This window comes from Sphaerotilus sp. (genome assembly GCF_041083715.1).
In the GTDB taxonomy this organism is placed as follows: Bacteria; Pseudomonadota; Gammaproteobacteria; order Burkholderiales; family Burkholderiaceae_C; genus Sphaerotilus.
This window is the reverse complement of the sequence record NZ_JBFPGY010000293.1, coordinates 1-22,180: the sequence shown is the minus strand read 5'-3', so window position 1 is coordinate 22,180 and position 22,180 is coordinate 1. Positions and strand designations below refer to the sequence as shown.

Genomic DNA, 22,180 nt, shown 5'->3' with positions numbered 1-22,180 from the left:
CGGCCGCGCATGTAGGGGTCCAGGCTCAGGTAGTGGTGGCGCACCAGCACCTGGCCCTCCGCCAGTTCGGGCACCGGGGTTTCGACGAGACGGAAGTTGTCGGTGGTCGGCTCGCCCTGGGGACGCGCGGCGAGGAGGATCTGGTGGTTGGTCAGGGACATGGAGCTTCTTTCTGGATCAATCGGATCCGGTACCGTCGAGTCTTCGCTGCAGCGATTTGATCTCCCGCCCCGCCGCGGGCAGGCGCTTCACGTACTTGAACGTGCCCGTCGCATGGGCGCAGAGCTGGCCATCGGCGCCGTGGACATGCCCCTCGGTGAAGGCCATCGTCGCCGAGCGGTGCAGCAACTTGCCGACCGCGCGCAGCCGGCCCTCGCCGGGACGGAAGAACGAGGTCTTCATCTCGATCGTCACTGCACCGCTCTCGTGCTGGACGCTGCGCGCGGCATGCGCCATCACGACATCGAGCAGCGTCATCGACAGCCCGCCATGCGCGACCAGGAAAGAGTTCAACAACTCGGGTTTCAGCTCGACGTGGATCTCGGCTTCGCCGCCGTCGAAGCGGATCAGCTCGAAACCCAGGTGGTCGACAAAGGGAATGGCAACGGGAAATTGCATCAGGTCAGTTCAGGTCGGGGTCGAATCAACCGCCATGGACGGCACTGACGCCGCCGTCCACCGCCAGGATCTGCCCGGTGATGTGCTTGCCCGCAGCGCTGGCGAAGAGCACGGCGGCGCCCTTGAGGTCGTCATCATCGCCGAGCCGGTGCAGCGGCGCCTTGGCGGCCAGTGTGTCCTCGCCGAAATGGGCCAGCGTGCCGCGCGTCATCCTGCTCGGGAAGAACCCCGGCGCGAGCGCGTTGACCGTGATGCCGTGGCGCCCCCATTCACCAGCCAGTGCCCGTGTGAAGTTGACCACTGCGCCCTTGCTGGTGTTGTAGGCGAGGGTTGTCATGATCCCGCTGTTGCCCGACAGCCCGGCAATCGAAGCCACGTTGATGATCCGCCCGGACTTGCGGGGAATCATGCAGCGCTTGCCCACCGCCTGGCTGATCAGGAAAACGGCGCGTACGTTCAGGTCCATCACCTTGTCCCACGCCTCGACCGGGTGGTCCTCGGCCGGGGCGCCCCAGGTGGCGCCGGCATTGTTGACGAGGATGTCGATGTCGCCGAGACGCTCGACCGTGTCGTCGACGATCCTGGCCACGCCGTCGGCAGTGCTCGCATCCGCAGCGACCCAGCGGGTGTCGATGCCACGCGCCTGCAGCTGCGCGGCGGCGGCTTCGAGTTCACCGGCCTTGCGGGCGGTCAGCATCACCCTGGCACCCGCGTCGCCGAGCGCCTCGGCGATCTGCAGGCCCAGGCCACGCGAGCCGCCGGTCACCAGGGCCACGCGTCCGGTCAGGTCAAACAATCGTTGCATCGGGGTGCCCATCAGAACCACTCCTCCTGCATCGTCCGGCAGGTGTCGTCGCGGGTGCGCACCACGGCCAGCCACGCGTCGATGCGCGGCAGTTCGTGGCGGAAGAAATAGCGGCCCGCCGCAAGGCGCCCTTGTCCTTCGGGCGTGACCGGATCGACCGACAGCACCACGTCGAGCCAGGTCCATGCCAGCACGACATGCCCGAAGGCCTGCAGGTACGGCACGGCATTGGCCAGTGCCTCCTCAGGTACACCGGTCGCCCAGGCCGCTTTGGTCGCCGTGCCGACTTGCTGCAGCGCAGCGGCCAGCGCGGTCGCCTGGGGATGCAGCGTCGCGTGCTGCGCGGCGCGCTCGATGGTTCCGTTGATGCGTCGGGCCAGCGCGCGCAAGCCCGCGCCGCCGTCCATCACCACCTTGCGGCCCAGCAGGTCCAGCGCCTGGATGCCGTGCGTACCCTCGTGGATCATGTTCAGGCGGTTGTCGCGCCAGTACTGCTCCACCGGATAGTCCCGGGTGTAGCCGTAGCCGCCGTGGACCTGGATCGCCAGGCTGTTCGCCTCCAGGCACCACTCGCTTGGCCAGCTCTTGGCGATGGGCGTGAGCATGTCCAGCAGCAGCGCAGCGTCCTTGGCCGCCTGCGCATCGCCGGTGTGCTGCTCATCGACCAGCCGCGCGCAGTACAGCGCGAGCGCCAGTCCGCCCTCGGTATAGCTCTTCTGCGCGAGCAGCATCCGCTTCACGTCGGTGTGGCGGATGATGGGGATCTGCGGCTGGTCCGCATCCTTGCCACCAGGTCCGATCGCACGCCCTTGCGGACGGCCGCGCGCGTACTCCAGGCTGGCCTCGTAGCCGGCATACCCGAGCATCACGGCGCCCAGGCCGACCGCGATGCGCGCCTCGTTCATCATGTGGAACATGCAGCGCAGGCCCTCGCCCGGCCGCCCGACCAGATAGCCGATCGCGCCGGCCGCGCCGCGCACCGGGTACTTGCCCTCACCGAAATTCAGCAGCGTGTTCGGGATGCCGCGGTAGCCGAGCTTGTGGTTCAGCCCGGCCAGCGCCACATCGTTGCGTTCGCCGGTCAGTTCGCCATCGAGACCGACCAGCCATTTCGGCACGATGAACAGCGAGATGCCACGGGCGCCCGGCACCAGCTTGCCGTCCGGGCCGGGGATCTTCGCCAGCACGAGGTGGACGATGTTCTCGGCCAGTTCGTGCTCGCCGTTGCTGATCCACATCTTGTTGCCGCGCAGCCGGTGACGCGGGCCGAGCGGGTCGCTGGCGCTGTCGCCGCCGTCCGGCTCGGCGCGGGTGAGGATGTCGGACAGGCTCGAGCCGGCCTGCGGCTCGCTCAGGCACATCGTGCCGAAGAAGCGACCACTGAATTCCTGGCGGGCGAACACACGGCGCTGCGCCTCGGTGCCGTGCACCATCAGCAGGTTGGCATTGCCGCTGGTGAGCATGTGGCCACCGAGGCCGATGCCTGCCTTCGAGAAGAAGCTGTTGGCCGCCATCTCGATGACGCAGGGCAGTTGCATCCCGCCCAGGTCGTAGTCCTGCGCCGCGGCCAGCATGCCGGATTCGACATACGCGTCGCTGGCCACCTTGGTGCTGGCCGGCAAGTGGACACGCTCGCCATCGAAGCGCGGTTCCTCCACGTCGGCCGGGCGATTGGCCGGTGCGAACTTGTCGCGCGCGATGCGTTCGCAGATGTCGAGCACGGCGGCAAAGGTCTCGCGGCTGTGGTCAGCGAAACGCGGGCGCAGCGTCAGCGACTCGACGCCGAGCCAGTCGTGCAGCAGGAAATCGAGGGTCTGGCGCAGCCCGCTCATCGCATCGTCCTCACAGCACCTCGAAGACGCCCGCCGCGCCCATGCCGCCGCCGATGCACATCGTCACGCAGACGTACTTGGCGCCGCGGCGCTGGCCTTCGATCAGCGCGTGGCCGGTCAGCCGCTGGCCGCTCATGCCGTAGGGGTGGCCGACCGCGATGGCGCCGCCGTTGACATTCAGCCGGTCCATCGGGATGCCGAGCTTGTCGGCGCAGTACAGCACCTGCACCGCGAAGGCCTCGTTCAGCTCCCACAGGCCGATGTCGTCCACCGTCAGGCCGAGCCGCGCCAGCACCTTCGGCACGGCATAGACCGGGCCGATGCCCATCTCATCCGGCTCGCAGCCACCGACCGCGAAGCCGAGGAAGCGCCCCAGCGGCTTCAGGCCATGGCGCTCGGCGTAGCGCTCGTCCACCACGACGCAGGCGCCTGCGCCGTCGCTGAACTGGCTGGCATTGCCGGCCGTGACCACGCCGCCCGGCATGGCCGAGCGGATGCCACTGACGGAGGCATAGGTCGTGCCTTCGCGCAGGCCCTCGTCGGCGCTGACGGTGACCTGCTTCGTGCGCAGACCCAGCACCTTGTCGGCCACGCCCGCGGTCACGGTGATCGGTGCGATCTCATCGGCGAACTTGCCAGCGGCCTGCGCGGCACAGGCCTTCTGCTGGCTCTCGGCGCCGAACTGGTCCATGCGCTCCCGGGACATGCCGTAGCGCCTGGCCACGTTCTCGGCGGTCTGCAGCATCGGCCAGTAGATCTCGGGCTTGTGCTGCTGCAGCCAGGAGTCGATGAACATGTGGTGGTTCATCTCCTGCTGCACGCAGGAAATGCTCTCCACGCCGCCGGCCACATACACCTCGCCCTCGCCCGCGATGATGCGCTGGGAAGCCAGCGCGATCGTCTGCAGGCCGCTGGAGCAGAAGCGGTTGACCGTCATGCCCGACACGCCGATGGGCAGGCCGGCCCGCAGCGCGATCTGGCGGGCGATGTTCCAGCCCGTGGCGCCTTCGGGGTTGGCGCAGCCCATGATCACATCTTCGATCACGCCGGGGTCGATGCCCGCGCGCTGCACGGCGGCCGCCACGGCGTGTCCGCCGAGGGTGGCGCCGTGGGTCATGTTAAACGCGCCCTTCCAGCTCTTGGCCAGCGGGGTGCGTGCGGTGGAAACGATCACTGCATTGGTCATGATGGGGATTCCTCGCGGCGCTGGTTCAGGCGTTGTTGAAGGTGCGGCCTTCGGCCACGAGTCGGGCCAGCAACGGTGCGGGTTGCCAGAAGTCGGCGTCGTCGTGCGGGTTGAGTGCGAAGCGCTTCATGTCCTCCACCACGTTGAACAGCCCCTGCGTGTCCGCATAGCACATCGGCCCGCCCCGGTGCAGCGGGAAGCCGTAGCCGGTCAGGTAGACCATGTCGATGTCGCTGGCCTTGCTGGCGATGCCTTCCTCCAGGATCTTCGCCGCCTCGTTGACCAGCGAGTACACCAGCCGGTGCACGATCTCCTCGTCGCTGATCTTGCGCGGCGCGAGGCCCAGTGCCGTGCGGTGGTCGGCGATCATCTGCTCGACCAGCGCGCTCGGGATCGCGTTGCGCTGGCCCGGCACGTAGTCGTACCAGCCCGCACCTGTCTTCTGCCCATAGCGGCCGAGTTCGCACAGCAGGTCGGCCGTCTTGCTGTAGCGCATGTGCGGCTTCTCCTGGTAGCGGCGCTTGCGGATGAACCAGCCGATGTCGTTGCCCGCCAGATCGCCCATGCGGAACGGCCCCATCGCGAACCCGAACTTCTCGACCGCCCGGTCCACCTGCTGCGGCGTGCAGCCCTCTTCCAGCAAGAAGCCGGCCTGGCGGCTGTACTGCTCGATCATCCGGTTGCCGATGAAGCCGTCGCAGACGCCCGAGACGACACACGTCTTCTTGATCTTCTTGCCCAGCGCCATCACGGTCGCCAGCACGTCCTTGGCCGTGGCCGCACCACGCACGACTTCGAGCAGCTTCATCACGTTGGCGGGGCTGAAGAAGTGCGTGCCGACGACGTCCTGCGGACGCTTCGTGAAGCTGGCGATCTTGTCCACGTCCAGCGTCGAGGTGTTGGATGCCAGGACCGCGCCCGGCTTCATCACCGCGTCGAGCTGCTCGAACACGACGCGCTTGACCTCGATGTCCTCGAACACCGCCTCGATCACCATGTCCGCGTCGCCGATCTCGGCATAGTGCAGCGTGGTGGTCAGCAGGGCCATGCGCTGCTCGTACTTGTCCGCCTTGAGCTTGCCCTTCTTGACCTGTGCTTCGTAGTTCTTGCGGATGGTCGCCACGCCGCGGTCCAGCGCCTCCTGCTTCATCTCCAGCATCACCACCGGGATGCCGGCGTTCAGGAAATTCATGCTGATGCCGCCGCCCATCGTGCCAGCGCCGATCACGGCGATCTTGGCGATCGGCCGCTGCGGCGTGTTCTCGGGCACATCGGGGATCTTGCTGGCGGCGCGTTCGGCGAAGAAGGCGTGGCGCAGCACCTTGCACTCGGGCGTCATCATCAGCGCGACGAAGGCTTCGCGCTCGTAGACCATGCCGGCGTCGAATTTCGCCTTGACCGCCTGCTCGACACAGTCGACGCAGCGGGCAGGCGCGGGGAAGTTCCTCGCCATCGCCTTGGCGGTGTTGCGGGCGAACTGGAAGTAGGCGTCGGATTCGGGGTGCGTCGCCTGGAGGTTGCGCACCAGCGGCAGCGGGCGCACGGCGGCGACTTCCTCGGCGAAGGCCAGCGCGCCGGCCAGCAAGTCGCCGTCGATCATGCGGTCGATCAGCTTCTGCCCCGGCACCTGGGCCAGGACTTCGCTCTTCACCGGGTCGCCCGAGACGATCATGTTCAGCGCGGTTTCCACGCCGAGCGCCCGCGGCAGGCGCTGCGTGCCGCCCGCGCCGGGGACGAGGCCGATCTTCACTTCCGGCAGCGCGATGCTGGCGCCTGGTGCGGCCACGCGGTAATGGCAGCCCAGCGACAGCTCCAGCCCGCCGCCCATGCAGACGCTGTGGATCGCGGCGACAACCGGCTTGCCGCAGTTCTCCAGCAGGCGGATCAGGCTGAGCAGGTTCGGCTCGGCGATGGCCTTGGGCGAGCCGAACTCCTTGATGTCGGCCCCGCCGGAAAACGCCTTGCCAGCGCCGGTGATGACGATGGCGGTGACGGCCGGATCGGCGTCTGCCGCCTGCACATGGGCGGCGAAGGCACGGCGGGTGTCGTAGCCGAGGCCGTTGACGGGCGGGTTGTCCAGCGTGATGACGGCGACGCTGCCGTGTCGGGCGCTATGGGCGGTCATGGGGTTCTCCTCGTGAGCAATCAGAATCGGCCTGTTGCAGGCAAGTCTAGAAGCCGGCCGCACCCACCGCCTGTCCTTTTGGAGACAACCCTCGGGCAAGCCCCATCCACCCAAGTGACCGTGGAGAAGCCCCCGACAGGCATCCAACCGCCGATACAGCTTAGACCCACCGCGGTGACGGCGCCAGCCCCGGCCGGTGGCTCACACCTCCAGCCACTCCTTGCGGAGATAGGCATTCGCCTTCAGCTCCCCCGGCGTCCCCTCGAACACGATCCGCCCGTGCCCCATCAGCAGGCAGCGCTGCGACACCTCCAGCGCGATCGTCAGTTTCTGCTCCACCAGCAGCACGCTGATCCCCCGCCGCTGCAGCTCCCGCAGGTACTCGCCCACCAGTTCGACGATCTTGGGCGCGAGCCCCTCGGTCGGCTCGTCGATCATGATCAGGTCGGGGTCGCCCATCAGCGTGCGGCACAGCGTGAGCATCTGCTGCTCGCCGCCCGAGAGCACGCCGGCCTCGGTGTACTGGCGCTCCTTGAGCCGCGGAAACATGGTGTACATGTCGTCGAAGGACCAGCGCCCCGACTTGCCCGCCACCTTCTGCCCCAGCATCAGGTTCTGGTGCACCGTGAGCTTGGGGAAGATGTCGCGGTTCTCGGGTACGTAGCCGATGCCGCGGTGGGCGATCTCGTAGGCCTTGCGCCCCAGGAGTTCCTCGCCCTTCCAGCGCACCGAGCCCTGCCCGTCCACCAGCCCCATGACCGTCTTGACCGTGGTCGAGCGGCCCGAGCCGTTGCGGCCGAGCAGTGCGACGATCTCGCCGGGTTCGATGCGCAGCGACACGCCGTGCAGGACGTGGCTCTTGCCGTAGTAGGCGTGGAGGTTGTCGAGTTCGAGCATGGATGCGGTGGGTGAACCTTCAATGTCCCTGGGCGAGCACGGAGCCGAGATACGCCTCCTGCACCCGCGGATTGGCGCGCACTGCCTCGGGCGTGTCGAAGGCGATCACCTCGCCGTAGACCAGCACCGCGATCCGGTCCGCCAGCCCGAAGACCACGCCCATGTCGTGCTCCACCGTCAGCAGCGTGCGGCCCTCGGTCACCTCGCGGATGAGCTGGATGAAGCGCGTCGTCTCGCCGCGGCTCATGCCGGCGGTCGGCTCGTCCAGCAGCACCACCTGCGAGCCGCCCGCGATCGTCAGGCCGATCTCCAGCGCCCGCTGCTCCGCATAGGTCAGGTTCATCGCCAGCACGTCGCGGCGCCTGTCGAGGTGGAGCTGGTGCAGCAACTGGTCCGTGCGCTCGTTGGCGTCCTTCAGCTCGGACAGGAACTTCCAGAACGCATACCGGTAGCCCAGGCTCCACAGCACCGCACAGCGGATGTTCTCGAACACGCTCAGCTTCGGGAACAGGTTGCTGACCTGGAAGCTGCGCGCCAGCCCCTTGCGGTTGATCTCGTAGGGCGCCTTGCCCTCGATGCGCTCGCCGAACAGGCGGATCTGACCGCTGGTCGGGGCCAGTCGGCCGCTGATCAGGTTGAACAGCGTGGACTTGCCCGCGCCGTTCGGCCCGATGATCGCCACCCGCTCGCCCTGGCGGACCTGCAACTGCGCGCCGCGGATGATCTGCGTCTTGCCGAAGGACTTGTGGACGTTGTCGAGTTCGACCGCGTACGGCGCGGTGGATGAAGCGGTGCTCAGAGGGCCTCCCGGCGTTTGATTTCCTGCTCGATCTCGCCCTGGGTATCGCCCCACTGGCGAGCGAACTCGCGCCGCGTCAGCTCGAACAGCCCGACGCCGACCAGCATCACGAACACCGCGCCCACCCAGGTGTTCACGCTCTCGGTGTCCAGCGTGGCACCCAGATAGCGCAGCTCGGGGCCGAGCGCGGCGTTGAGCTGGCGGTGGTAGACCATCTCCACCATCGCGCCGATGCCGACCAGCGCGGCCGCCCCCGTGCCGAACAGACCGAGGTAGGCCGTCCACAGCCGCCGCAGCTTGCCGAAGGCCGCGACCCGCAGATTCATCATGATGAGACTGGCCAGCCCGCCCGGCGCATACATCACCATGAACAGGAAGACCAGACCCAGGTAGAGCAGCCACGCCGTCGTCAGCTCCGACAGCAGCACCAGTGCGATCACCATCAGGATGGCGCCGAGGATCGGGCCGAAGAAGAAGGTCGCGCCGCCGAGGAACACGAACAGCAGGTAGGCGCCCGAGCGGTGCGCGCCGACGACTTCGGCCGTCACGATCTCGAAGTTCAGCGCGCCAAGCCCGCCGCCGATGCCGGCGAAGAAGCCTGCGATCATGAAGGCGATGTAGCGGATGCGCTGCGTGCTGTAGCCGATGAACTCGACCCGCTCGGGGTTGTCGCGCACGGCATTGAGCATCCGGCCCAGCGGCGTGCGGGTGAAGGCATACATCAGCGCGGTGCAGACGAAGCAGTAGACCGCGATCAGGTAGTAGAGCTGGATCTGCGGGCCGAAGGTGATGCCCAGCACCGGCGGGCCGACCACGCGGTTCGACGACACGCCGCCCTCGCCGCCGAAGAACTCCGGCAGCATCAGCGACATCGACCAGACCAGCTCGCCCACGCCCATCGTGATCATCGCGAAGGTCGTGCCCGCCTTCTTGGTGGACACGTAACCCAGCAGCGCCGCAAAGGCCAGCCCGCCCAGCCCGCCCACCAGCGGCACCAGGCTCACCGGCAGACCCAGCGTGCCGGCACCGACCCGGTTGAGCGTGTGGATCGCCAGGTAGGCGCCGAGGCCGGCGTAGACCGCGTGGCCGAAGCTGAGCATCCCGCCCTGCCCCAGCAGCATGTTGTAGGACAGGCAGATGATGATCGCCACGCCCATCTGCGACAGCATCGTCAGCGCGAAGCCGGAGGTCCACAGCCTGGGCGCCAGCAGCAGGATCAGCGCGAAGCCACCCCAGACGACCCAGCGTCCGACGTTCCATGGCTTGAAATGGAATTCGGAAGGTGTCGACATGCTTCAGCCCTCCCGCGTGCCGAGCAGCCCCTTCGGGCGGAAGATGAGAATGAGCACGAGCAGCAGGTACGGAAGGATGGGCGCGGCCTGCGCCATCGTGATGCGCAGCAGTGGCCAGCCCGGGGTGGACGGGCCGATGCCGGCGCCGAAGAGTTGATTGAGCAAGGTGGCCAGCGAGCCATCCACCGTCAGCGGCAGCGTCTGCAGCAGGCCGACCAGGATCGAGCCGACGAAGGCCCCCGCCAGCGAGCCGATGCCGCCGACCACGACCACCACGAAGATGATCGAGCCGACCACCGCCGCCATCGATGGTTCGGTGATGAAGGTGATGCCGCCGATCACGCCGGCCAGCCCGGCCAGCGCGCAGCCGCTGCCGAACACCAGCATCAGCACCCGCGGCACGTTGTGGCCCAGCGCCTCGGCCATTTCCGGGTGCGTCAGCGCGGCCTGGATGACCAGACCGATCCGGGTGCGCGTCAGCAAGGCCCACAGCGCCACCAGCATCAGCAGCGCCACGCCCATCATGAACACCCGTGTCATCGGGAACCGCGAACAGCTGATGACCACGCTGGCCGTGTTCTGGCACAGCTCGGCCGGCGCCTGGCCCCAGACCAGCCGCATGCCTTCGAGCGAGGACTGCACCAGCGTGAAGGCCGAGCCCTGCAACTGTGTCGGTGGCGAGAACGGCACCGAGGTGCGACCCCAGACCAGTTGCACGACCTCCAGCAGCACATACGACAGCCCGAAGGTGATCAGCAGCTCCGGCACATGCCCGAACTTGTGCACCCGCCGCAGCGCACCACGCTCGAACAGGGCCCCCAACGCGCCCACCACGAGCGGCGCCAGCACCAGCGCCGGCCAGAAGCCGACCACGCCCGTGAGCGCGTAACCAATGTAGGCGCCGACCATGTAGAAGCTGGCGTGCGCAAAGTTCAGCACGCCCATCATGCTGAAGATCAGCGTCAGGCCGGAACTGAGCATGAACAGCAGCAGCCCGGAGCTGAAGCCGTTCAGGAGGTTGATGATGAGTTGGTCCACGGCGCCAAGGCGTTCGGTCAGGTTCTTTGCGCTGGGTCAGGACGGCCGTTTCATCTGGCAGGACGTCGGCGTGCTGGCCACGTAGGCCTCGTACTGCGCCACCGGGGCAAGCGTGTAGCCGGTCTTCTCGGGCGAGTACGGGTATTTTGCATCGGCCTTCTGCCAGCGCGTGATGTAGAGCATCTGCTGCAGCTGGTGGTCGGTCTTGCGCATCTCCACGTCGCCGTTGAAGCTCTTGAACTTCAGCCCTTCGAGTGCCGCGGCCACCTTGACCGGGTCGGTCGATTTCGCCTTGGCCATCGCTTCGCCCAGCGCGGTGTAGATGTGGATCACGCTGCCGGTGTAGAAGTCCGCGTCGAACTTCTTGTTGAACTCGTCGCGCCACTTGGCCATCTGCCCGGGCATGTGGTAATGGTTGTACGACACTTGGTACACGCGGCCATCGCCTTGCGCACCGAGCGCGGTCGGGGTGCCGGTGACACCGGTGTAGTAGGTGTAGAACTTGGCGGTCAGACCGGCTTCGTTGGCGGCTTTCAGCAGCAGCGACAGATCGGAACCCCAGTTGCCGGTGATGACGGTGTCGGCACCGCTGGCCTTGATCTTGGCGATGTAGGGCGCGAAATCGCGCACCTGGGCCAGCGGGTGCAGGTCCTCGCCGACGAACTGCACGTCCGGACGCTTGCGCCCCAGCGTTTCCTTGGCGTACTTGGCGACCTGCTGGCCGTGCGAGTAGTTCTGGTTCAGCAGGTAGACCTTGTGGATGTCGGTCTGGTCCTTCATGAAGGTGGTCAGCGCCTCCATCTTCATGGAGGTGTCGGCATCCATGCGGAAGTGCCAGTAGCTGCACTTGCTGTTGGTCAGGTCCGGGTCCACCGCGGAGTGGTTCAGGTAGACGACTTCCTTGCCCGGATTGCGCTCGTTGTGCTTGTTGATCGCATCGATCAGCGCAGCCGCCGCGCCCGAGCCGTTGCCCTGCGTCACATAGCGGATGCCCTGGTCGATGGCGGCCTTCAATGCGGTCAGCGACTCGGCCGGACTGAGCTTGTTGTCGAACGGAACAACCTCGAAATTGACCCCCGCCGGATTGCCTGCACCGCTGAACTTCTCGGCAAAGAAGCGGAAGCTGTTGACCTGGTTCTGGCCGACCGGCCCCATCAGGCCCGTCAATGGGTCGATCCAGGCGATCTTGACGGTCTCGCCCTTCTGGGCCAGCGCGGCGGACGCGAACATCGTCATCGCCGCCAGGGCGCCGACCTTGAGCACCAGGCCCAGGGGCTGAACTCGGGTGTGAACGCGGGTCGTCATGTCGAAGTCTCCTTGCTGTGCGCCGGTCCGTCCGGCTGGGTGGCGAGATAGTGATGCAAGCCCACCGGCCCCGCGTCAGGGACTACCACTAACGCCTGTCGCGATCGGGACAAGCGCGGGGATAGTCTTTGCCCGGTGGTGTCATCCCGGCTCAGATCGTTGGCAGCACGTAGTGCTTGAACTGCTCGCGCAGCTTGAGTTTCTGGATCTTTCCGGTCGCGGTGTGCGGCAGTTCATCGACGAAGACCACGTCATCCGGGATCTGCCACTTGGCGATGCGGCCATCGTAGAACGCCAGTAATTCTTCCCGTGTCACCGACTGCCCCGCCTTGCGCACGACCACCAGCAGCGGGCGCTCGTCCCACTTCGGGTGGGCGCAGGAGATCGCGGCGGCCTCCATCACCGACGGATGCGCCATGGCGATGTTCTCCAGGTCGATCGAGCTGATCCACTCGCCGCCGGACTTGATGACATCCTTGCTGCGGTCGGTGATCTGCATGAAGCCATCGGGGTCGATGGTGGCGACGTCGCCAGTGGGAAACCAGTCCTGGCCGCCGATCTGCTGCAGCGGCGATTCCGGGCGCCCCATGTAGCCGTTGACGACCCACTGACCACGCACCACCAGATCGCCCGTGGTCTTGCCGTCCCAGGGCTGCTCGGTGCCGTCGTCGCCGATGATGGCCATGTCGATGCCGTAGATGACGCGGCCCTGCTTCTCCAGCAGGCGGTGCTGCGCCTCGGCCGGCAGTGCCTTGTGCTTGGCCTTGAGCTTGGACAGCGTGCCCAGCGGTGACAGCTCGGTCATGCCCCAGGCGTGGATCACCTCCAGGCCGAAGTCGTCTTCCAGCGTGCGCATCATCGACGGCGGGCAGGCCGAGCCGCCAATGACCGTGCGCTTCAGGGTCGTGACCTTGAGGTGATTGGCCTTCATGTAGTTGATCGCCCCCAGCCACACCGTCGGCACCCCGGCGCTGAAGGTGACCTGCTCGGACTCGAACAGGTCGTGCAGCGACTTGCCATCCAGATGCGGTCCTGGGAAGACCAGCTTGGCGCCGACCAGCGCGGCGCTGTACGGCAGGCCCCAGGCGTTGACATGGAACATCGGCACCACCGGCAGGATCACGTCCGCCGCAGAGCAGTCCATCGCGTCCGGCATGGTCGAAGCGAAGGCGTGCAGGATGGTGGACCGGTGGCTGTAGACGGCCCCCTTCGGGTTGCCAGTGGTGCCGGAGGTGTAGCAGATGCTCGATGCCGACAGCTCGTCGAACACCGGCCAGACGTAGTCACCCGATTCGGCCTCGACCAGCTCCTCGTAGCACAGCAGGTTCGAGATGCCGGTCTGCGCGGGCATGTGGGCACGGTCGGTCATCGCCACGAAGTGCTGCACCGTCGGCATCTGGGCGGCGAGCTTCTCGACCAGCGGCAGGAAGGTCAGGTCGAAGCACAGCACCCGGTCGCCCGCGTCCCCGACGATCCAGGCGATCTGCTCCGGAAACAGCCGCGGGTTGATGGTGTGGCAGACCAGCTGCGAACCGGAGGTGCCGTAATAGAGTTCGAAGTGGCGGTGACCGTTCCAGGCCAGCGTGCCGACGCGGTCGCCGGGGACGCAGCCCAGGCGGGCCAGGGCCTGTGCGACCTTGCGGCTGCGCAGTTCGGCATCGCGGTAGGTGTATCGGTGGAGATCGCCTTCGACGCGCTTGGAGACGATCTCGGTGTCAGCCGCATGCCGTGCGGCATGCACCAGCAAGGACGAGATCATCAGCGGCATCGTCATCATCTGGCCCGTCAGGGTGCTCATGGTCGGGGTTCCTTGTTGTGGAGGGGTCTATCCGCTCGACTATAGAAAATCCACCCGCGGCACGCGCTAGCGTTTAACCCTCGGCAAATGTCGCTCGGATGACTTCCAGAAAGACCCTCGATGCCCCTGTCGCGGTCGCCGCCAAGGTCGCTGGCTACACTGCCGCCATGAACGCTGCGCTGCCCCTGGAACGCCCTCCCTTCGACCCTGCACACCTGCGCTGGATCAACCGCTACACCGGCATGGGCCTGCCCTTCGCCCACCGGCAACCCGGCCACGCGCTGCCGAATCCGCGATGGGTCGCTGTCAGCGAAGCCGCGTCGGCGGACCTGGGCTGGCCTGCCGACTGGTGGCAGCACGGCGGCGCACTGGCCGCCTTCAGCGCCGGCACCCCCTGGCCCGGCATGGCCACGGCCGCGACGGTCTACAGCGGCCACCAGTTCGGCGTCTGGGCGGGCCAGCTTGGCGACGGCCGTGCGCTGCTGCTGGGCGAGGTCGACGCGCCGGACGGCCCGCGCGAGCTGCAGCTCAAGGGCAGCGGCATGACGCCCTACTCCCGGCGTGCCGATGGCCGCGCGGTGCTGCGCTCGTCGATCCGCGAGTTCCTGTGTTCCGAGGCCATGCACGCCCTCGGCATCCCCACGACCCGCGCGCTGGCGCTGACCGCGTCGGACCTGCCGGTGCGCCGCGAGCGCGCGGAGACCGCCGCCGTGGTCACGCGGGTCGCGCCGAGCTTCCTGCGCTTCGGGCACTTCGAGCACTTCTGCCACCACGTGCGCGACGGCGACTACACCGCGCTGCGCCGCCTGGCCGACTTCGTCATCGATCACCATTACCCGGCGTGCCGCGAGGCCGCGCAGCCCGTCGCAGCGATGCTGGCCGAGGTCGCACGCCGCACCGCGGGGATGCTGGCGGACTGGCAGGCCGTCGGTTTCTGCCACGGCGTGATGAACACGGACAACCTGTCCATCCTCGGCCTGACGATCGACTACGGCCCTTTCGGCTTCCTCGACGGTTTCGATCCGATGCACGTCTGCAACCACTCGGACGACCAGGGACGCTACGCCTACGCGCGCCAGCCGCAGGTCGCCTACTGGAATCTGCACGCGCTGGCGCAGGCGCTGGTGCCGCTGGTCGAAGGCAACACCGAGCAGGTCACCGCCGTGCTGACCGAGGCACTCTCGCACTATCCCGACGAGTTCGCCCGCCAGCTCGGCCGGCGCATGCGCGCCAAGCTCGGCCTGTCCACCGAACAGGCGGGTGACCAGGCGCTGGTCGACGACCTGATGCGCCTGATGGCCCGCCACCAGATCGACTACACGCTGACGTGGCGCCTGCTGTGCGACCACCGCATCGGCGTGGTCGGCGCGGCGCTACCGGAGCCCGTGCGCGACCTGTTCCTCGATGCCGACGCCTTCGACGCCTGGATCATCCGCTACGACACCCGCTTGCTGGCCGAAGGCAGCACGGACGCCGAACGACGCGCGCGCATGCAGGCCGTCAATCCGCGCTACATCCTGCGCAACCACCTCGCAGAAACAGCGATCCGGCTGGCTGAAGCCGGCGACTACAGCGAAGTGCAGCGCCTGCACCGGGTCCTGTCCCACCCGTTCGACGAGCAGCCGGCGCACGCCGCCTATGCGGACCTGCCGCCCGACTGGGCGCAGTCACTCGAAATTTCCTGCTCGTCCTGATGCCGCCCTGACTGATTCACGGAGCCCCTCCATGACCTATCCGATCACCAAGACCGATGCCGAGTGGCGGGCGCAGCTCGATGCCACGCAGTTCGCCGTCACCCGCCAGTCCGCCACCGAACGCGCCTTCACCGGCAAGTACTGGAACCACTGGACCGACGGCACCTACCGCTGCGTCTGCTGCGATGCACTGCTGTTCGACGCGCGCACCAAGTTCGACGCCGGCTGCGGCTGGCCGAGCTTCAGCGCCGAGATCGAACAGGGGCGCATCGAACGCGTGGTGGACCACAGCCACGGCATGGTGCGGGTCGAGGTCAGGTGCCAACAATGTGGTGCCCACCTCGGTCATGTCTTCGATGACGGGCCGGCACCCTCGGGCGAGCGGTACTGCATCAACTCGGCTTCTATAGACTTCGGCCCCGACGCACCCTGACCTTCCAGGTGTTGCACCGAACGAAGCCCGTCCCGTCTGACCCCTGATGAAAATATTCCTCGACTTCCTGCCCATCGTCCTGTTCTTCCTGACCTTCAACCAGGCCGAAAAACGGGCTGATGAAGCCGCGGCCCTTGCCACCGACTGGTTCGGTTTCATGGTCGCCGGCGGTGCGGTCGGCGCCAAGGAAGCGCCGGTGCTGCTCGCCACCGTGGTGGTGATCCTGGCCACCTTTGCCCAGGTCCTCTACCTCAAGCTGCGCGGTCAGAAGGTGGACATGATGCTGTGGATCAGCCTCGGACTGGTGACGGTCATGGGCGGTGCCACCATCTACTTCCACAACGACACCTTCATCAAGTGGAAGCCGAGCGTGCTGTACTGGGTGATGGCCGCGTCCTTCTGGCTCAGCCCGATCCTGGCCAACAAGAACCTGCTGAAGCTCATGATGGGCGACCAGATCGATCTGCCCGCCTTCGCCTGGCGCAACCTGAACCTGGCCTGGATCGCCTTCTTCAGCTTCATGGGCGTCCTCAATCTCTGGGTCGCCTACCACTACGACACCAGCACCTGGGTCTCGTTCAAGTCGTTCGGCGGCATGGGCCTGATGTTCGTGTTCATGGTCGCTCAAGGTTTCTACCTGACCCGCCACCTAAAGTCGCCGGACGGAGAGTGAGCATGCGCACCACCCAGATACCGGGCGTCTCGGCCCTCGCCATCGAGCAGGCATTGCAGCAACGCTTGAACCCCGTCGGGCTGGAGGTGATCGATGAAAGTCACCTCCACGCCGGGCATGTCGGCGCGGCGTCCGGACGGCATTTCCGGGTCCGCATCCGCTCTGAACGGTTCACCGGTCTGACCCGGATTGCCCGACATCGGCTTGTGTATGATGCCGTCGCCGAGTTGATCCCCCAGGGCATCCATGCGTTGGCCATCGAAGCCGAAACCGCCTGAACCAACGTCGATGTCCGTCCTCTGTTTTCAAAAGGTTCCGCATTCCATGAAGAAGCTCTCGTTCGCCGTGTCCGCCGTCGCCCTCGCGGCTGCCCTGCTGCCGGCGCTGGCCTCGGCCCAGAACATCGCCATCGTCAATGGCAAGGCGGTGCCCAAGGCGCGCTTCGAATCGTTCATGACCCAGGTCACCAAGCAGGGCAACCAGCCCCGCACGCCGGAGCTGGAGCAGCAGGTCAAGGACGAACTCGTGCTGCGCGAGATCTTCGTGCAGGAGGCCGAAACCCGTGGCCTGCAGCGCAGCGAGGAATACCGCAGCCAGATGGACGTGGCGCGCCAGAGCCTGCTGATCCGCGAGCTGTTCAACGACTACCAGAAGAAGAACGCCGTCAGCGACGCTGAAATCAAGGCCGAGTACGACAAGCTCAAGGGCACCGGCGGTGGCACCGAATACCGCGCGCGCCACATCCTGGTCGAGAAGGAAGACGAGGCCAAGGCCCTGATCGCCCAGCTCAAGGCCGGCGCCAAGTTCGAGGACCTGGCCAAGGCCAACTCCAAGGACCCGGGTTCGGCACCGAACGGCGGGGACCTGGACTGGGCCGCCCCCGGCAACTTCGTTCCCGAGTTCTCGCAGGCCATGGTGAAGCTCGAAAAGGGCAAGTTCACCGAAACCGCGGTGAAGAGCCAGTTCGGCTACCACATCATCATGCTCGAAGACTCGCGTGCCGCGACCTTCCCGAGCCTGGAAGAGGTCAAGCCGCAGCTCTCGCAGCGTCTGCAGCAAGCCAAGATGACCAAGTTCCGCGAGGACCTGAAGACCAAGGCCAAGACCGACTACAAGTTCGGCGCGCAGTAAGTCCAGGCCAGCACCAGCCCGATCAGCACTGGCTGGTGCACCATGTAGTAGCTCAGCGACCACCGCCCGAGCCGCGCCAGCGGCTGCAGCACCGCCGGCAACCGGCCCTGCAACACCATCGGGCGGCGTGCCAGCAGCCACTGTCCAGTGCCCAGCCCGATGGCCACCACGCCCAGCCAGGGCAGCAGCGGCACATAGTCTTCCGTGATCGGCTTGTGCGTGACGAGTCCGACCCAGTTGGTCCAGCGGGTGTCGAACACCGGGTGCGCCACACCCGACGCCAGCCCGATCGCCGCCAGTCCCACCAGCAGCCACCCCCAAGCCGGCAAGCGCACGAAGCGCACGACCAGCAGCGACACCGCCACCGCATGCAGCACGCCGAAGCTGATCCAGCTGTGCGGAAACATCAGCGCAGACCCGGCACTCACCAGCAGCGCGCATCCGGCCACCCGCCTCCACCGGCGCCAGAATCGGTCAGTTGCCATCGCTTGTGACTGCGCCACCGCCTGCGAGAGCCCGACGCACGTCAGAAACAGCGTGACGATGCACAGGCGCTGCAGCGTCCAGAGCGGATCCGCGTAGAAATTCTGGTGCGGAATCAGCCGAAACTGGTTCAGGTCGAAGCTGAAATGGAACACGGTCATCCAGACCATCGCCAGACCGCGCAGCGCGTCCAGCCGGTCAAAGCGGTCAAATCGAGCAGGGGGCGTCATGCATGTGACGATAGCGCAGACGCACGGCCCGCTACCATCCCGGCACCATGCCGCACACCACCGCCCACGCCCAGCCCCCCCGGCGCCGCAGCGCCGAAGAACAAACGCGCCTCCACCAGGCCATCACCGAACTCTGGGAACACCGCATCACCTTCAACACCATGCTCGGACTGAAGGTCGAGTCGCTGGACCCGGCGTCGCCGCGCCTGCGCTTCGACATGCGCCCGGAACTGGTCGGGCACTTCCTCTACGGGCGCCTGCACGGCGGCGTGATCTCCGCAGCGCTGGACGCCATGGGCGGCTTTGCGCTCACCACCGCCATCGGTGAAAAACACCCCGACGAATCCGCCGACCAGGTCATGCACCGCTTCGGACGCATGGGCACGATCGATCTGCGCATCGACTATCTGCGCCAGGGCATCGGTCGGCACTTCATCGCCAGCGCCGAGGTGACGCGGCTGGGCGGCCGGGTCGGCTCGACCCAGATGCGTCTGCACAATGACGAAGGCGTGTTGATCGCCACCGGGGCTGCGGCCTACATCGTGAGTTGACCCCGAGCTTTTGACATGAAGAACATCTGCATCATCGGCGCCGGCTCGATCGGCGGCTTCATCGGCACCCGGCTCGCCGCAGCCGGCCAGACGTCCGTGAGCGCCATCGCGCGCGGTGCCACGCTGGAGGCACTGCGCACCCATGGCTGGCGCCTGCGCGAGGGCGACCAGTGGCTGCAGGCGCCTGTCGCCGCGGCCTCGGCACACGCTGCCGATCTGGGCGTGCAGGATCTGGTCATCATCGCGGTCAAGGGCCCGGCGCTGTCGCAGGTCGCGCGCGAGATCGCACCCCTGCTCGGCCCGGACACCGTGGTGCTGCCAGCCATGAACGGCGTGCCGTGGTGGTTCATCGAGGGTCTGCCCCATCTGGGCAGCGCGCCGCTCGACAGCGTCGATCCGGGTGGCCTCGTCCGCGCGGCCATTCCGCTGCGCCAGGTGCTGGGCTGCGTCGTGCACGCCAGCACCGCATCGCCCGAGCCAGGGCTGGTGCAGCACCGCATGGGGCAAGGGTTGATCGTCGGCGAGCCGTTCGGCGGACATTCGGAGCGCTCGGCACGGGTCGCGGCGCTGCTGGCCGCAGCCGGATTCGAGACCACGGACTCGGCCGATGTGCGGGCCGACATCTGGTACAAGCTCTGGGGCAACCTGACGATGAACCCGATCTCGGCCCTCACCGGCGCTACCATCGACCGCGTGCTGGCCGACCCGCTGACTCGCCAGTTCTGTACCGACGCCATGGCGGAAGCGGCACAGATCGGCGAGCGCATCGGCTGCCACATCGCGCAACGTCCCGAGGACCGGCACCTGATCACCGCCAGGCTGGGCGCGTTCAAGACATCGATGCTCCAGGACGTCGAAGCCGGCCGACCGATCGAGCTGGACGCGATCGTCACCGCCGTGCAGGAAATCGGCCGGCGCGTCGATCTGCCCACACCGCAGATCGACGTGCTGCTCGGGTTGACCCGGCTCTTCGCACGCGTCCACGGCCTGTATCCGGACGCTGCTGGAGGTACCTGAACCCCCTTCGTTCAGGTGCCTGAGCGGCCCGAGACATGGGAGCAACATTCGCAGACCAAAACAGTATCCTTGTGTAACTACTGAATTTGTATGCGAATCTCCATCCTCATCAACAACTTCAACTACGCCCGATACCTCGGCGACGCCATCGACAGCGCGCTTGCCCAGGCCGGTCCGGACGTGGAGGTCATCGTCTGCGACGATGCCTCCACGGACCGCTCGTGGGAAGTGATTACGGGGTACGGCACACGCATCCGGTCCTGGCGCAGCCCGCACAACCTGGGACAGGCGTCGGCCATGAACGCGGGCATGTCGATGAGTTCCGGCGCGTGGGTGCTCTTCCTGGACGCGGACGATCGGCTCGATCCGGAGGCGCTGGCGGTCTGCCGGACACTGATGGCCGAGGACGTTGCCAAGATCCAGTTCCAGCTCCAGTGCATCACCGAGGATGGCCGCCCCATGGGCCGCCAGATTCCCTACCTGCTGCATGAAGGGGATGTCCGGCCGCTGATCCAGCGCTTCGGCACCTACGGTGGCCCGCCGTCGAGTGGCAACCTGTACCGGCGTTCGGCGATCGAGCGCTATTTTCCGCTCGACACCCCCGCCTGGCGCCGGGCAGCCGACACCCCGCCATTCCTGCTGAGCGCCTTCCACGGACGAGTCGTCAACGCGCCCCGTCCGCTCGGCTGCTACCGGATCCACTCGTCCGCCAACCGCGCACGTGGCTGCTTCGGCAACATCTCCGCACGCCACGGCGACATGCTGCGCATCGAGGCCCATCGGCGCAGCACCACGCTGGCGCTGCTGGCCCGCCACGACGGCATCGTCCTCGACAGCCCGCCCCTGCACGCCCCCTGGAACCTGCGCAGCCGCGCGCTGTCCCTGCGCACCGAACCCGAGCGCCACCCCTATCCAGAGGACACCCTGGCCTCCCTCATGCGGATGCAGGCAGATTCGCTGGCCGCCTGTCCTGGCTACACCTGGTCAGAGCGCCGCGCCGCACAGCTCTGGCTGCTCGTCGTGCTGCTGGTGCCGACATCCTGGGCGCCCCGCATCGCCATCTCCAACACCTCCGGCCGGATCCGGCGCTGGTTCCGGCAGTTGCGCACCCACGTGGTCTGACACCCTCGCTGTCACTGACTGCCGCCGCCGCATGAACCACCCGCGCACTGCCTCGTTCCAGCCAGCCGCAGCGAACCTGCCATCGTTGTCGTCGCGGACACGGCATCTCCTGTCCCGCCTGCTCGGCATACGCCGACCGGATCTGCTGCTGGCACGCCGGCTGGGCGCGCTGCTGTCGGACCGCCGCTATCTGGCCATCGGCCATCGGCTCTATTTCGGCGCATGGCCGGACTATGAGCACCCGCGCACGATCAACGAGCACATCCACGCCTACATGCTGCGGTGCCGTTCGCCGCTGCTGCACATCGCCGCCGACAAGGCACTGACCCGCGACCACGTGGCGCGCACCGTCGGCCGGCAATACCTCGTCCCGACGCTGGGCTTGTGGCCGGATGTGGCCAGCATTCCGATCAGGACCTTGCCACGCCCGTGCGTGCTCAAGCCGACGGTGGGCAGCGGCCAGGTGCTGTTTCTGCGGACAGGCGAAGAGATCAATCTGTGCCAGACCCGCCTGACGCTGCAACGCTGGCTGGACACCGAATACAGCCGCATGAACCGCGAGTGGTGCTACGACCGACTACGCGGCAAGATCATCGCCGAGACGCTGCTCACGGACGGCCATGGTGACGTGCCGGCCGATTACAAGCTGTATGTGATCGGCGGCGCCGTGCGCTTCATCCAGGTTGACCGCGGCCGCTTCCGTCAACACACCCGCAACCTGTACGACACCGACTGGCAACTGCTGTCCGCACGGTTGTCGCTGCAGAACCACCCGCCTGATCCGCGGCCGGCGTGCCTCGCGGAGATGATCGACATCACGCTGCGGCTGGCGCAGTGCTTCGAGTTCCTGCGCGTGGATTGCTACATCGTCGACGGCAGGCTCTACGTGGGCGAGCTGACGAACTACCCCGGCGCCGGCTTCGAGCGCTTCATTCCACACGCCTACGCGCTGGAACTCGGCGCACTCTGGCCGATCAGCGGCCGGACGAAGGCGGAGCGAATTCCGCCTCGACCCAGGCCTGCGCCGACGCCCCGTTGAGCTTGAAGGCCGGAGAGACGCGCAGCCGAGCCAGCTCGCCTCCATCGGCATCGAACGCACGCAGCGTGGCGTTCGGCTCGAACTCGTCCGGCACGATGTCCAGTGTCACCAG

The 22,180-nt window shown here is 67.0% G+C and carries 21 protein-coding genes and 1 pseudogene; 9 read left to right on the top strand and 13 right to left on the bottom strand.

Features of this window, described 5'->3' with window-relative positions; genetic code table 11:
- The 12 genes and pseudogenes from AB3X43_RS13740 to AB3X43_RS13685 all read right to left on the bottom strand — a co-directional run.
- Positions 1–161 (bottom strand): annotated as a pseudogene (locus AB3X43_RS13740) (NADP-dependent oxidoreductase); the annotation flags it as partial.
- 16 nt (positions 162–177) lie between these two features.
- Positions 178–618 (bottom strand): PaaI family thioesterase, encoded by a 441-nt coding sequence (locus tag AB3X43_RS13735; protein WP_369430422.1) that lies wholly within the window; start codon positions 616–618, stop codon positions 178–180.
- A 25-nt stretch (positions 619–643) separates the two neighbouring features.
- A complete protein-coding gene (locus tag AB3X43_RS13730; RefSeq protein ID WP_369430421.1) occupies positions 644–1,435 on the bottom strand; it encodes an SDR family oxidoreductase in 792 nt (263 codons plus the stop codon).
- Positions 1,435–3,255 carry an acyl-CoA dehydrogenase gene (locus AB3X43_RS13725; RefSeq protein ID WP_369430420.1) on the bottom strand — a complete coding sequence of 607 codons (1,821 nt, stop codon included), beginning with the start codon at positions 3,253–3,255 and terminating at the stop codon, positions 1,435–1,437. The genes AB3X43_RS13730 and AB3X43_RS13725 overlap by 1 nt, the downstream gene beginning before the upstream one ends.
- A 10-nt stretch (positions 3,256–3,265) precedes the next feature.
- Positions 3,266–4,441, bottom strand: coding sequence for an acetyl-CoA C-acyltransferase (locus AB3X43_RS13720; protein WP_369430419.1), 1,176 nt, complete (start codon positions 4,439–4,441; stop codon positions 3,266–3,268).
- Positions 4,442–4,466: 25 nt separating this feature from the next.
- Complete coding sequence (locus AB3X43_RS13715) at positions 4,467–6,566, bottom strand: 3-hydroxyacyl-CoA dehydrogenase NAD-binding domain-containing protein (RefSeq protein ID WP_369430418.1); 2,100 nt, start codon at positions 6,564–6,566, stop codon at positions 4,467–4,469.
- A gap of 201 nt (positions 6,567–6,767) precedes the next feature.
- A complete protein-coding gene (locus AB3X43_RS13710; RefSeq protein ID WP_369430417.1) occupies positions 6,768–7,463 on the bottom strand; it encodes an ABC transporter ATP-binding protein in 696 nt (231 codons plus the stop codon).
- 19 nt (positions 7,464–7,482) lie between these two features.
- Positions 7,483–8,262 (bottom strand): ABC transporter ATP-binding protein, encoded by a 780-nt coding sequence (locus AB3X43_RS13705; RefSeq protein WP_369430424.1) that lies wholly within the window; start codon positions 8,260–8,262, stop codon positions 7,483–7,485.
- Complete coding sequence (locus tag AB3X43_RS13700; protein WP_369430416.1) at positions 8,259–9,554, bottom strand: branched-chain amino acid ABC transporter permease; 1,296 nt, start codon at positions 9,552–9,554, stop codon at positions 8,259–8,261. The genes AB3X43_RS13705 and AB3X43_RS13700 overlap by 4 nt, the downstream gene beginning before the upstream one ends.
- 3 nt (positions 9,555–9,557) lie before the next feature.
- A complete protein-coding gene (locus tag AB3X43_RS13695; protein WP_473965125.1) occupies positions 9,558–10,535 on the bottom strand; it encodes a branched-chain amino acid ABC transporter permease in 978 nt (325 codons plus the stop codon).
- 93 nt (positions 10,536–10,628) lie between these two features.
- Positions 10,629–11,897, bottom strand: coding sequence for a branched-chain amino acid ABC transporter substrate-binding protein (locus AB3X43_RS13690; protein WP_473965124.1), 1,269 nt, complete (start codon positions 11,895–11,897; stop codon positions 10,629–10,631).
- 151 nt (positions 11,898–12,048) lie between these two features.
- Entirely contained in the window at positions 12,049–13,695 is a 1,647-nt protein-coding gene (locus AB3X43_RS13685; RefSeq protein WP_369430414.1) for a 3-(methylthio)propionyl-CoA ligase, read from the bottom strand.
- A gap of 167 nt (positions 13,696–13,862) precedes the next feature.
- On the opposite strand from AB3X43_RS13685, the gene AB3X43_RS13680 reads away from it, so the two are divergent.
- Genes AB3X43_RS13680 through AB3X43_RS13660 form a run of 5 tightly spaced genes read left to right on the top strand, consistent with a single transcriptional unit; the run spans position 13,863 to position 17,626 of the window.
- Entirely contained in the window at positions 13,863–15,389 is a 1,527-nt protein-coding gene (locus tag AB3X43_RS13680; protein WP_369430413.1) for a protein adenylyltransferase SelO, read from the top strand.
- 31 nt (positions 15,390–15,420) lie between these two features.
- On the top strand, positions 15,421–15,822 hold the full coding sequence (gene msrB / locus AB3X43_RS13675; protein WP_369430412.1) for a peptide-methionine (R)-S-oxide reductase MsrB: 402 nt from the start codon (positions 15,421–15,423) through the stop codon (positions 15,820–15,822).
- 46 nt (positions 15,823–15,868) lie between these two features.
- Positions 15,869–16,495 carry a septation protein A gene (locus AB3X43_RS13670; RefSeq protein ID WP_369430411.1) on the top strand — a complete coding sequence of 209 codons (627 nt, stop codon included), beginning with the start codon at positions 15,869–15,871 and terminating at the stop codon, positions 16,493–16,495.
- Between the two features lie 2 nt (positions 16,496–16,497).
- A complete protein-coding gene (locus AB3X43_RS13665; protein ID WP_369430410.1) occupies positions 16,498–16,773 on the top strand; it encodes a BolA family protein in 276 nt (91 codons plus the stop codon).
- 46 nt (positions 16,774–16,819) lie between these two features.
- Positions 16,820–17,626 carry a peptidylprolyl isomerase gene (locus tag AB3X43_RS13660; protein WP_369430409.1) on the top strand — a complete coding sequence of 269 codons (807 nt, stop codon included), beginning with the start codon at positions 16,820–16,822 and terminating at the stop codon, positions 17,624–17,626.
- On the opposite strand, the gene AB3X43_RS13655 is transcribed toward AB3X43_RS13660, so the two are convergent.
- Positions 17,605–18,339, bottom strand: coding sequence for an acetyltransferase domain-containing protein (locus tag AB3X43_RS13655; protein ID WP_369430408.1), 735 nt, complete (start codon positions 18,337–18,339; stop codon positions 17,605–17,607). The two genes, AB3X43_RS13660 and AB3X43_RS13655, sit on opposite strands and share 22 nt — an antisense overlap.
- 47 nt (positions 18,340–18,386) lie before the next feature.
- Between AB3X43_RS13655 and AB3X43_RS13650 the strand changes: the two genes are divergently transcribed.
- The 4 genes from AB3X43_RS13650 to AB3X43_RS13635 all read left to right on the top strand — a co-directional run bounded on the left by AB3X43_RS13650 (position 18,387) and on the right by AB3X43_RS13635 (position 22,068).
- Positions 18,387–18,890 carry a thioesterase family protein gene (locus tag AB3X43_RS13650; RefSeq protein WP_369430407.1) on the top strand — a complete coding sequence of 168 codons (504 nt, stop codon included), beginning with the start codon at positions 18,387–18,389 and terminating at the stop codon, positions 18,888–18,890.
- Between the two features lie 15 nt (positions 18,891–18,905).
- Positions 18,906–19,907 carry a 2-dehydropantoate 2-reductase gene (locus tag AB3X43_RS13645; RefSeq protein WP_369430406.1) on the top strand — a complete coding sequence of 334 codons (1,002 nt, stop codon included), beginning with the start codon at positions 18,906–18,908 and terminating at the stop codon, positions 19,905–19,907.
- A gap of 90 nt (positions 19,908–19,997) precedes the next feature.
- Positions 19,998–21,029, top strand: coding sequence for a glycosyltransferase family 2 protein (locus AB3X43_RS13640; RefSeq protein WP_369430405.1), 1,032 nt, complete (start codon positions 19,998–20,000; stop codon positions 21,027–21,029).
- Between the two features lie 31 nt (positions 21,030–21,060).
- Positions 21,061–22,068 carry an ATP-grasp fold amidoligase family protein gene (locus AB3X43_RS13635; protein WP_369430404.1) on the top strand — a complete coding sequence of 336 codons (1,008 nt, stop codon included), beginning with the start codon at positions 21,061–21,063 and terminating at the stop codon, positions 22,066–22,068.
- Positions 22,069–22,180: the final 112 nt, after the last annotated feature.

Coding starts and splice junctions, on each gene's coding strand:
- AB3X43_RS13730 (WP_369430421.1), bottom strand. CDS start 1,435: ATGGGCACCCCGATGCAACGATTGTTTGACCTGACCGGACGCGTGGCC.
- AB3X43_RS13680 (WP_369430413.1), top strand. CDS start 13,863: ATGAACGCTGCGCTGCCCCTGGAACGCCCTCCCTTCGACCCTGCACAC.
- AB3X43_RS13655 (WP_369430408.1), bottom strand. CDS start 18,339: ATGACGCCCCCTGCTCGATTTGACCGCTTTGACCGGCTGGACGCGCTG.
- AB3X43_RS13700 (WP_369430416.1), bottom strand. CDS start 9,554: ATGTCGACACCTTCCGAATTCCATTTCAAGCCATGGAACGTCGGACGC.
- AB3X43_RS13685 (WP_369430414.1), bottom strand. CDS start 13,695: ATGAGCACCCTGACGGGCCAGATGATGACGATGCCGCTGATGATCTCG.
- AB3X43_RS13635 (WP_369430404.1), top strand. CDS start 21,061: ATGAACCACCCGCGCACTGCCTCGTTCCAGCCAGCCGCAGCGAACCTG.
- AB3X43_RS13665 (WP_369430410.1), top strand. CDS start 16,498: ATGCGCACCACCCAGATACCGGGCGTCTCGGCCCTCGCCATCGAGCAG.
- AB3X43_RS13720 (WP_369430419.1), bottom strand. CDS start 4,441: ATGACCAATGCAGTGATCGTTTCCACCGCACGCACCCCGCTGGCCAAG.
- AB3X43_RS13650 (WP_369430407.1), top strand. CDS start 18,387: ATGCCGCACACCACCGCCCACGCCCAGCCCCCCCGGCGCCGCAGCGCC.
- AB3X43_RS13735 (WP_369430422.1), bottom strand. CDS start 618: ATGCAATTTCCCGTTGCCATTCCCTTTGTCGACCACCTGGGTTTCGAG.
- AB3X43_RS13645 (WP_369430406.1), top strand. CDS start 18,906: ATGAAGAACATCTGCATCATCGGCGCCGGCTCGATCGGCGGCTTCATC.
- AB3X43_RS13695 (WP_473965125.1), bottom strand. CDS start 10,535: ATGCTCAGTTCCGGCCTGACGCTGATCTTCAGCATGATGGGCGTGCTG.
- AB3X43_RS13690 (WP_473965124.1), bottom strand. CDS start 11,897: ATGACGACCCGCGTTCACACCCGAGTTCAGCCCCTGGGCCTGGTGCTC.
- AB3X43_RS13640 (WP_369430405.1), top strand. CDS start 19,998: ATGCGAATCTCCATCCTCATCAACAACTTCAACTACGCCCGATACCTC.
- AB3X43_RS13670 (WP_369430411.1), top strand. CDS start 15,869: ATGAAAATATTCCTCGACTTCCTGCCCATCGTCCTGTTCTTCCTGACC.
- AB3X43_RS13715 (WP_369430418.1), bottom strand. CDS start 6,566: ATGACCGCCCATAGCGCCCGACACGGCAGCGTCGCCGTCATCACGCTG.
- AB3X43_RS13660 (WP_369430409.1), top strand. CDS start 16,820: ATGAAGAAGCTCTCGTTCGCCGTGTCCGCCGTCGCCCTCGCGGCTGCC.
- AB3X43_RS13725 (WP_369430420.1), bottom strand. CDS start 3,255: ATGAGCGGGCTGCGCCAGACCCTCGATTTCCTGCTGCACGACTGGCTC.
- AB3X43_RS13710 (WP_369430417.1), bottom strand. CDS start 7,463: ATGCTCGAACTCGACAACCTCCACGCCTACTACGGCAAGAGCCACGTC.
- msrB (WP_369430412.1), top strand. CDS start 15,421: ATGACCTATCCGATCACCAAGACCGATGCCGAGTGGCGGGCGCAGCTC.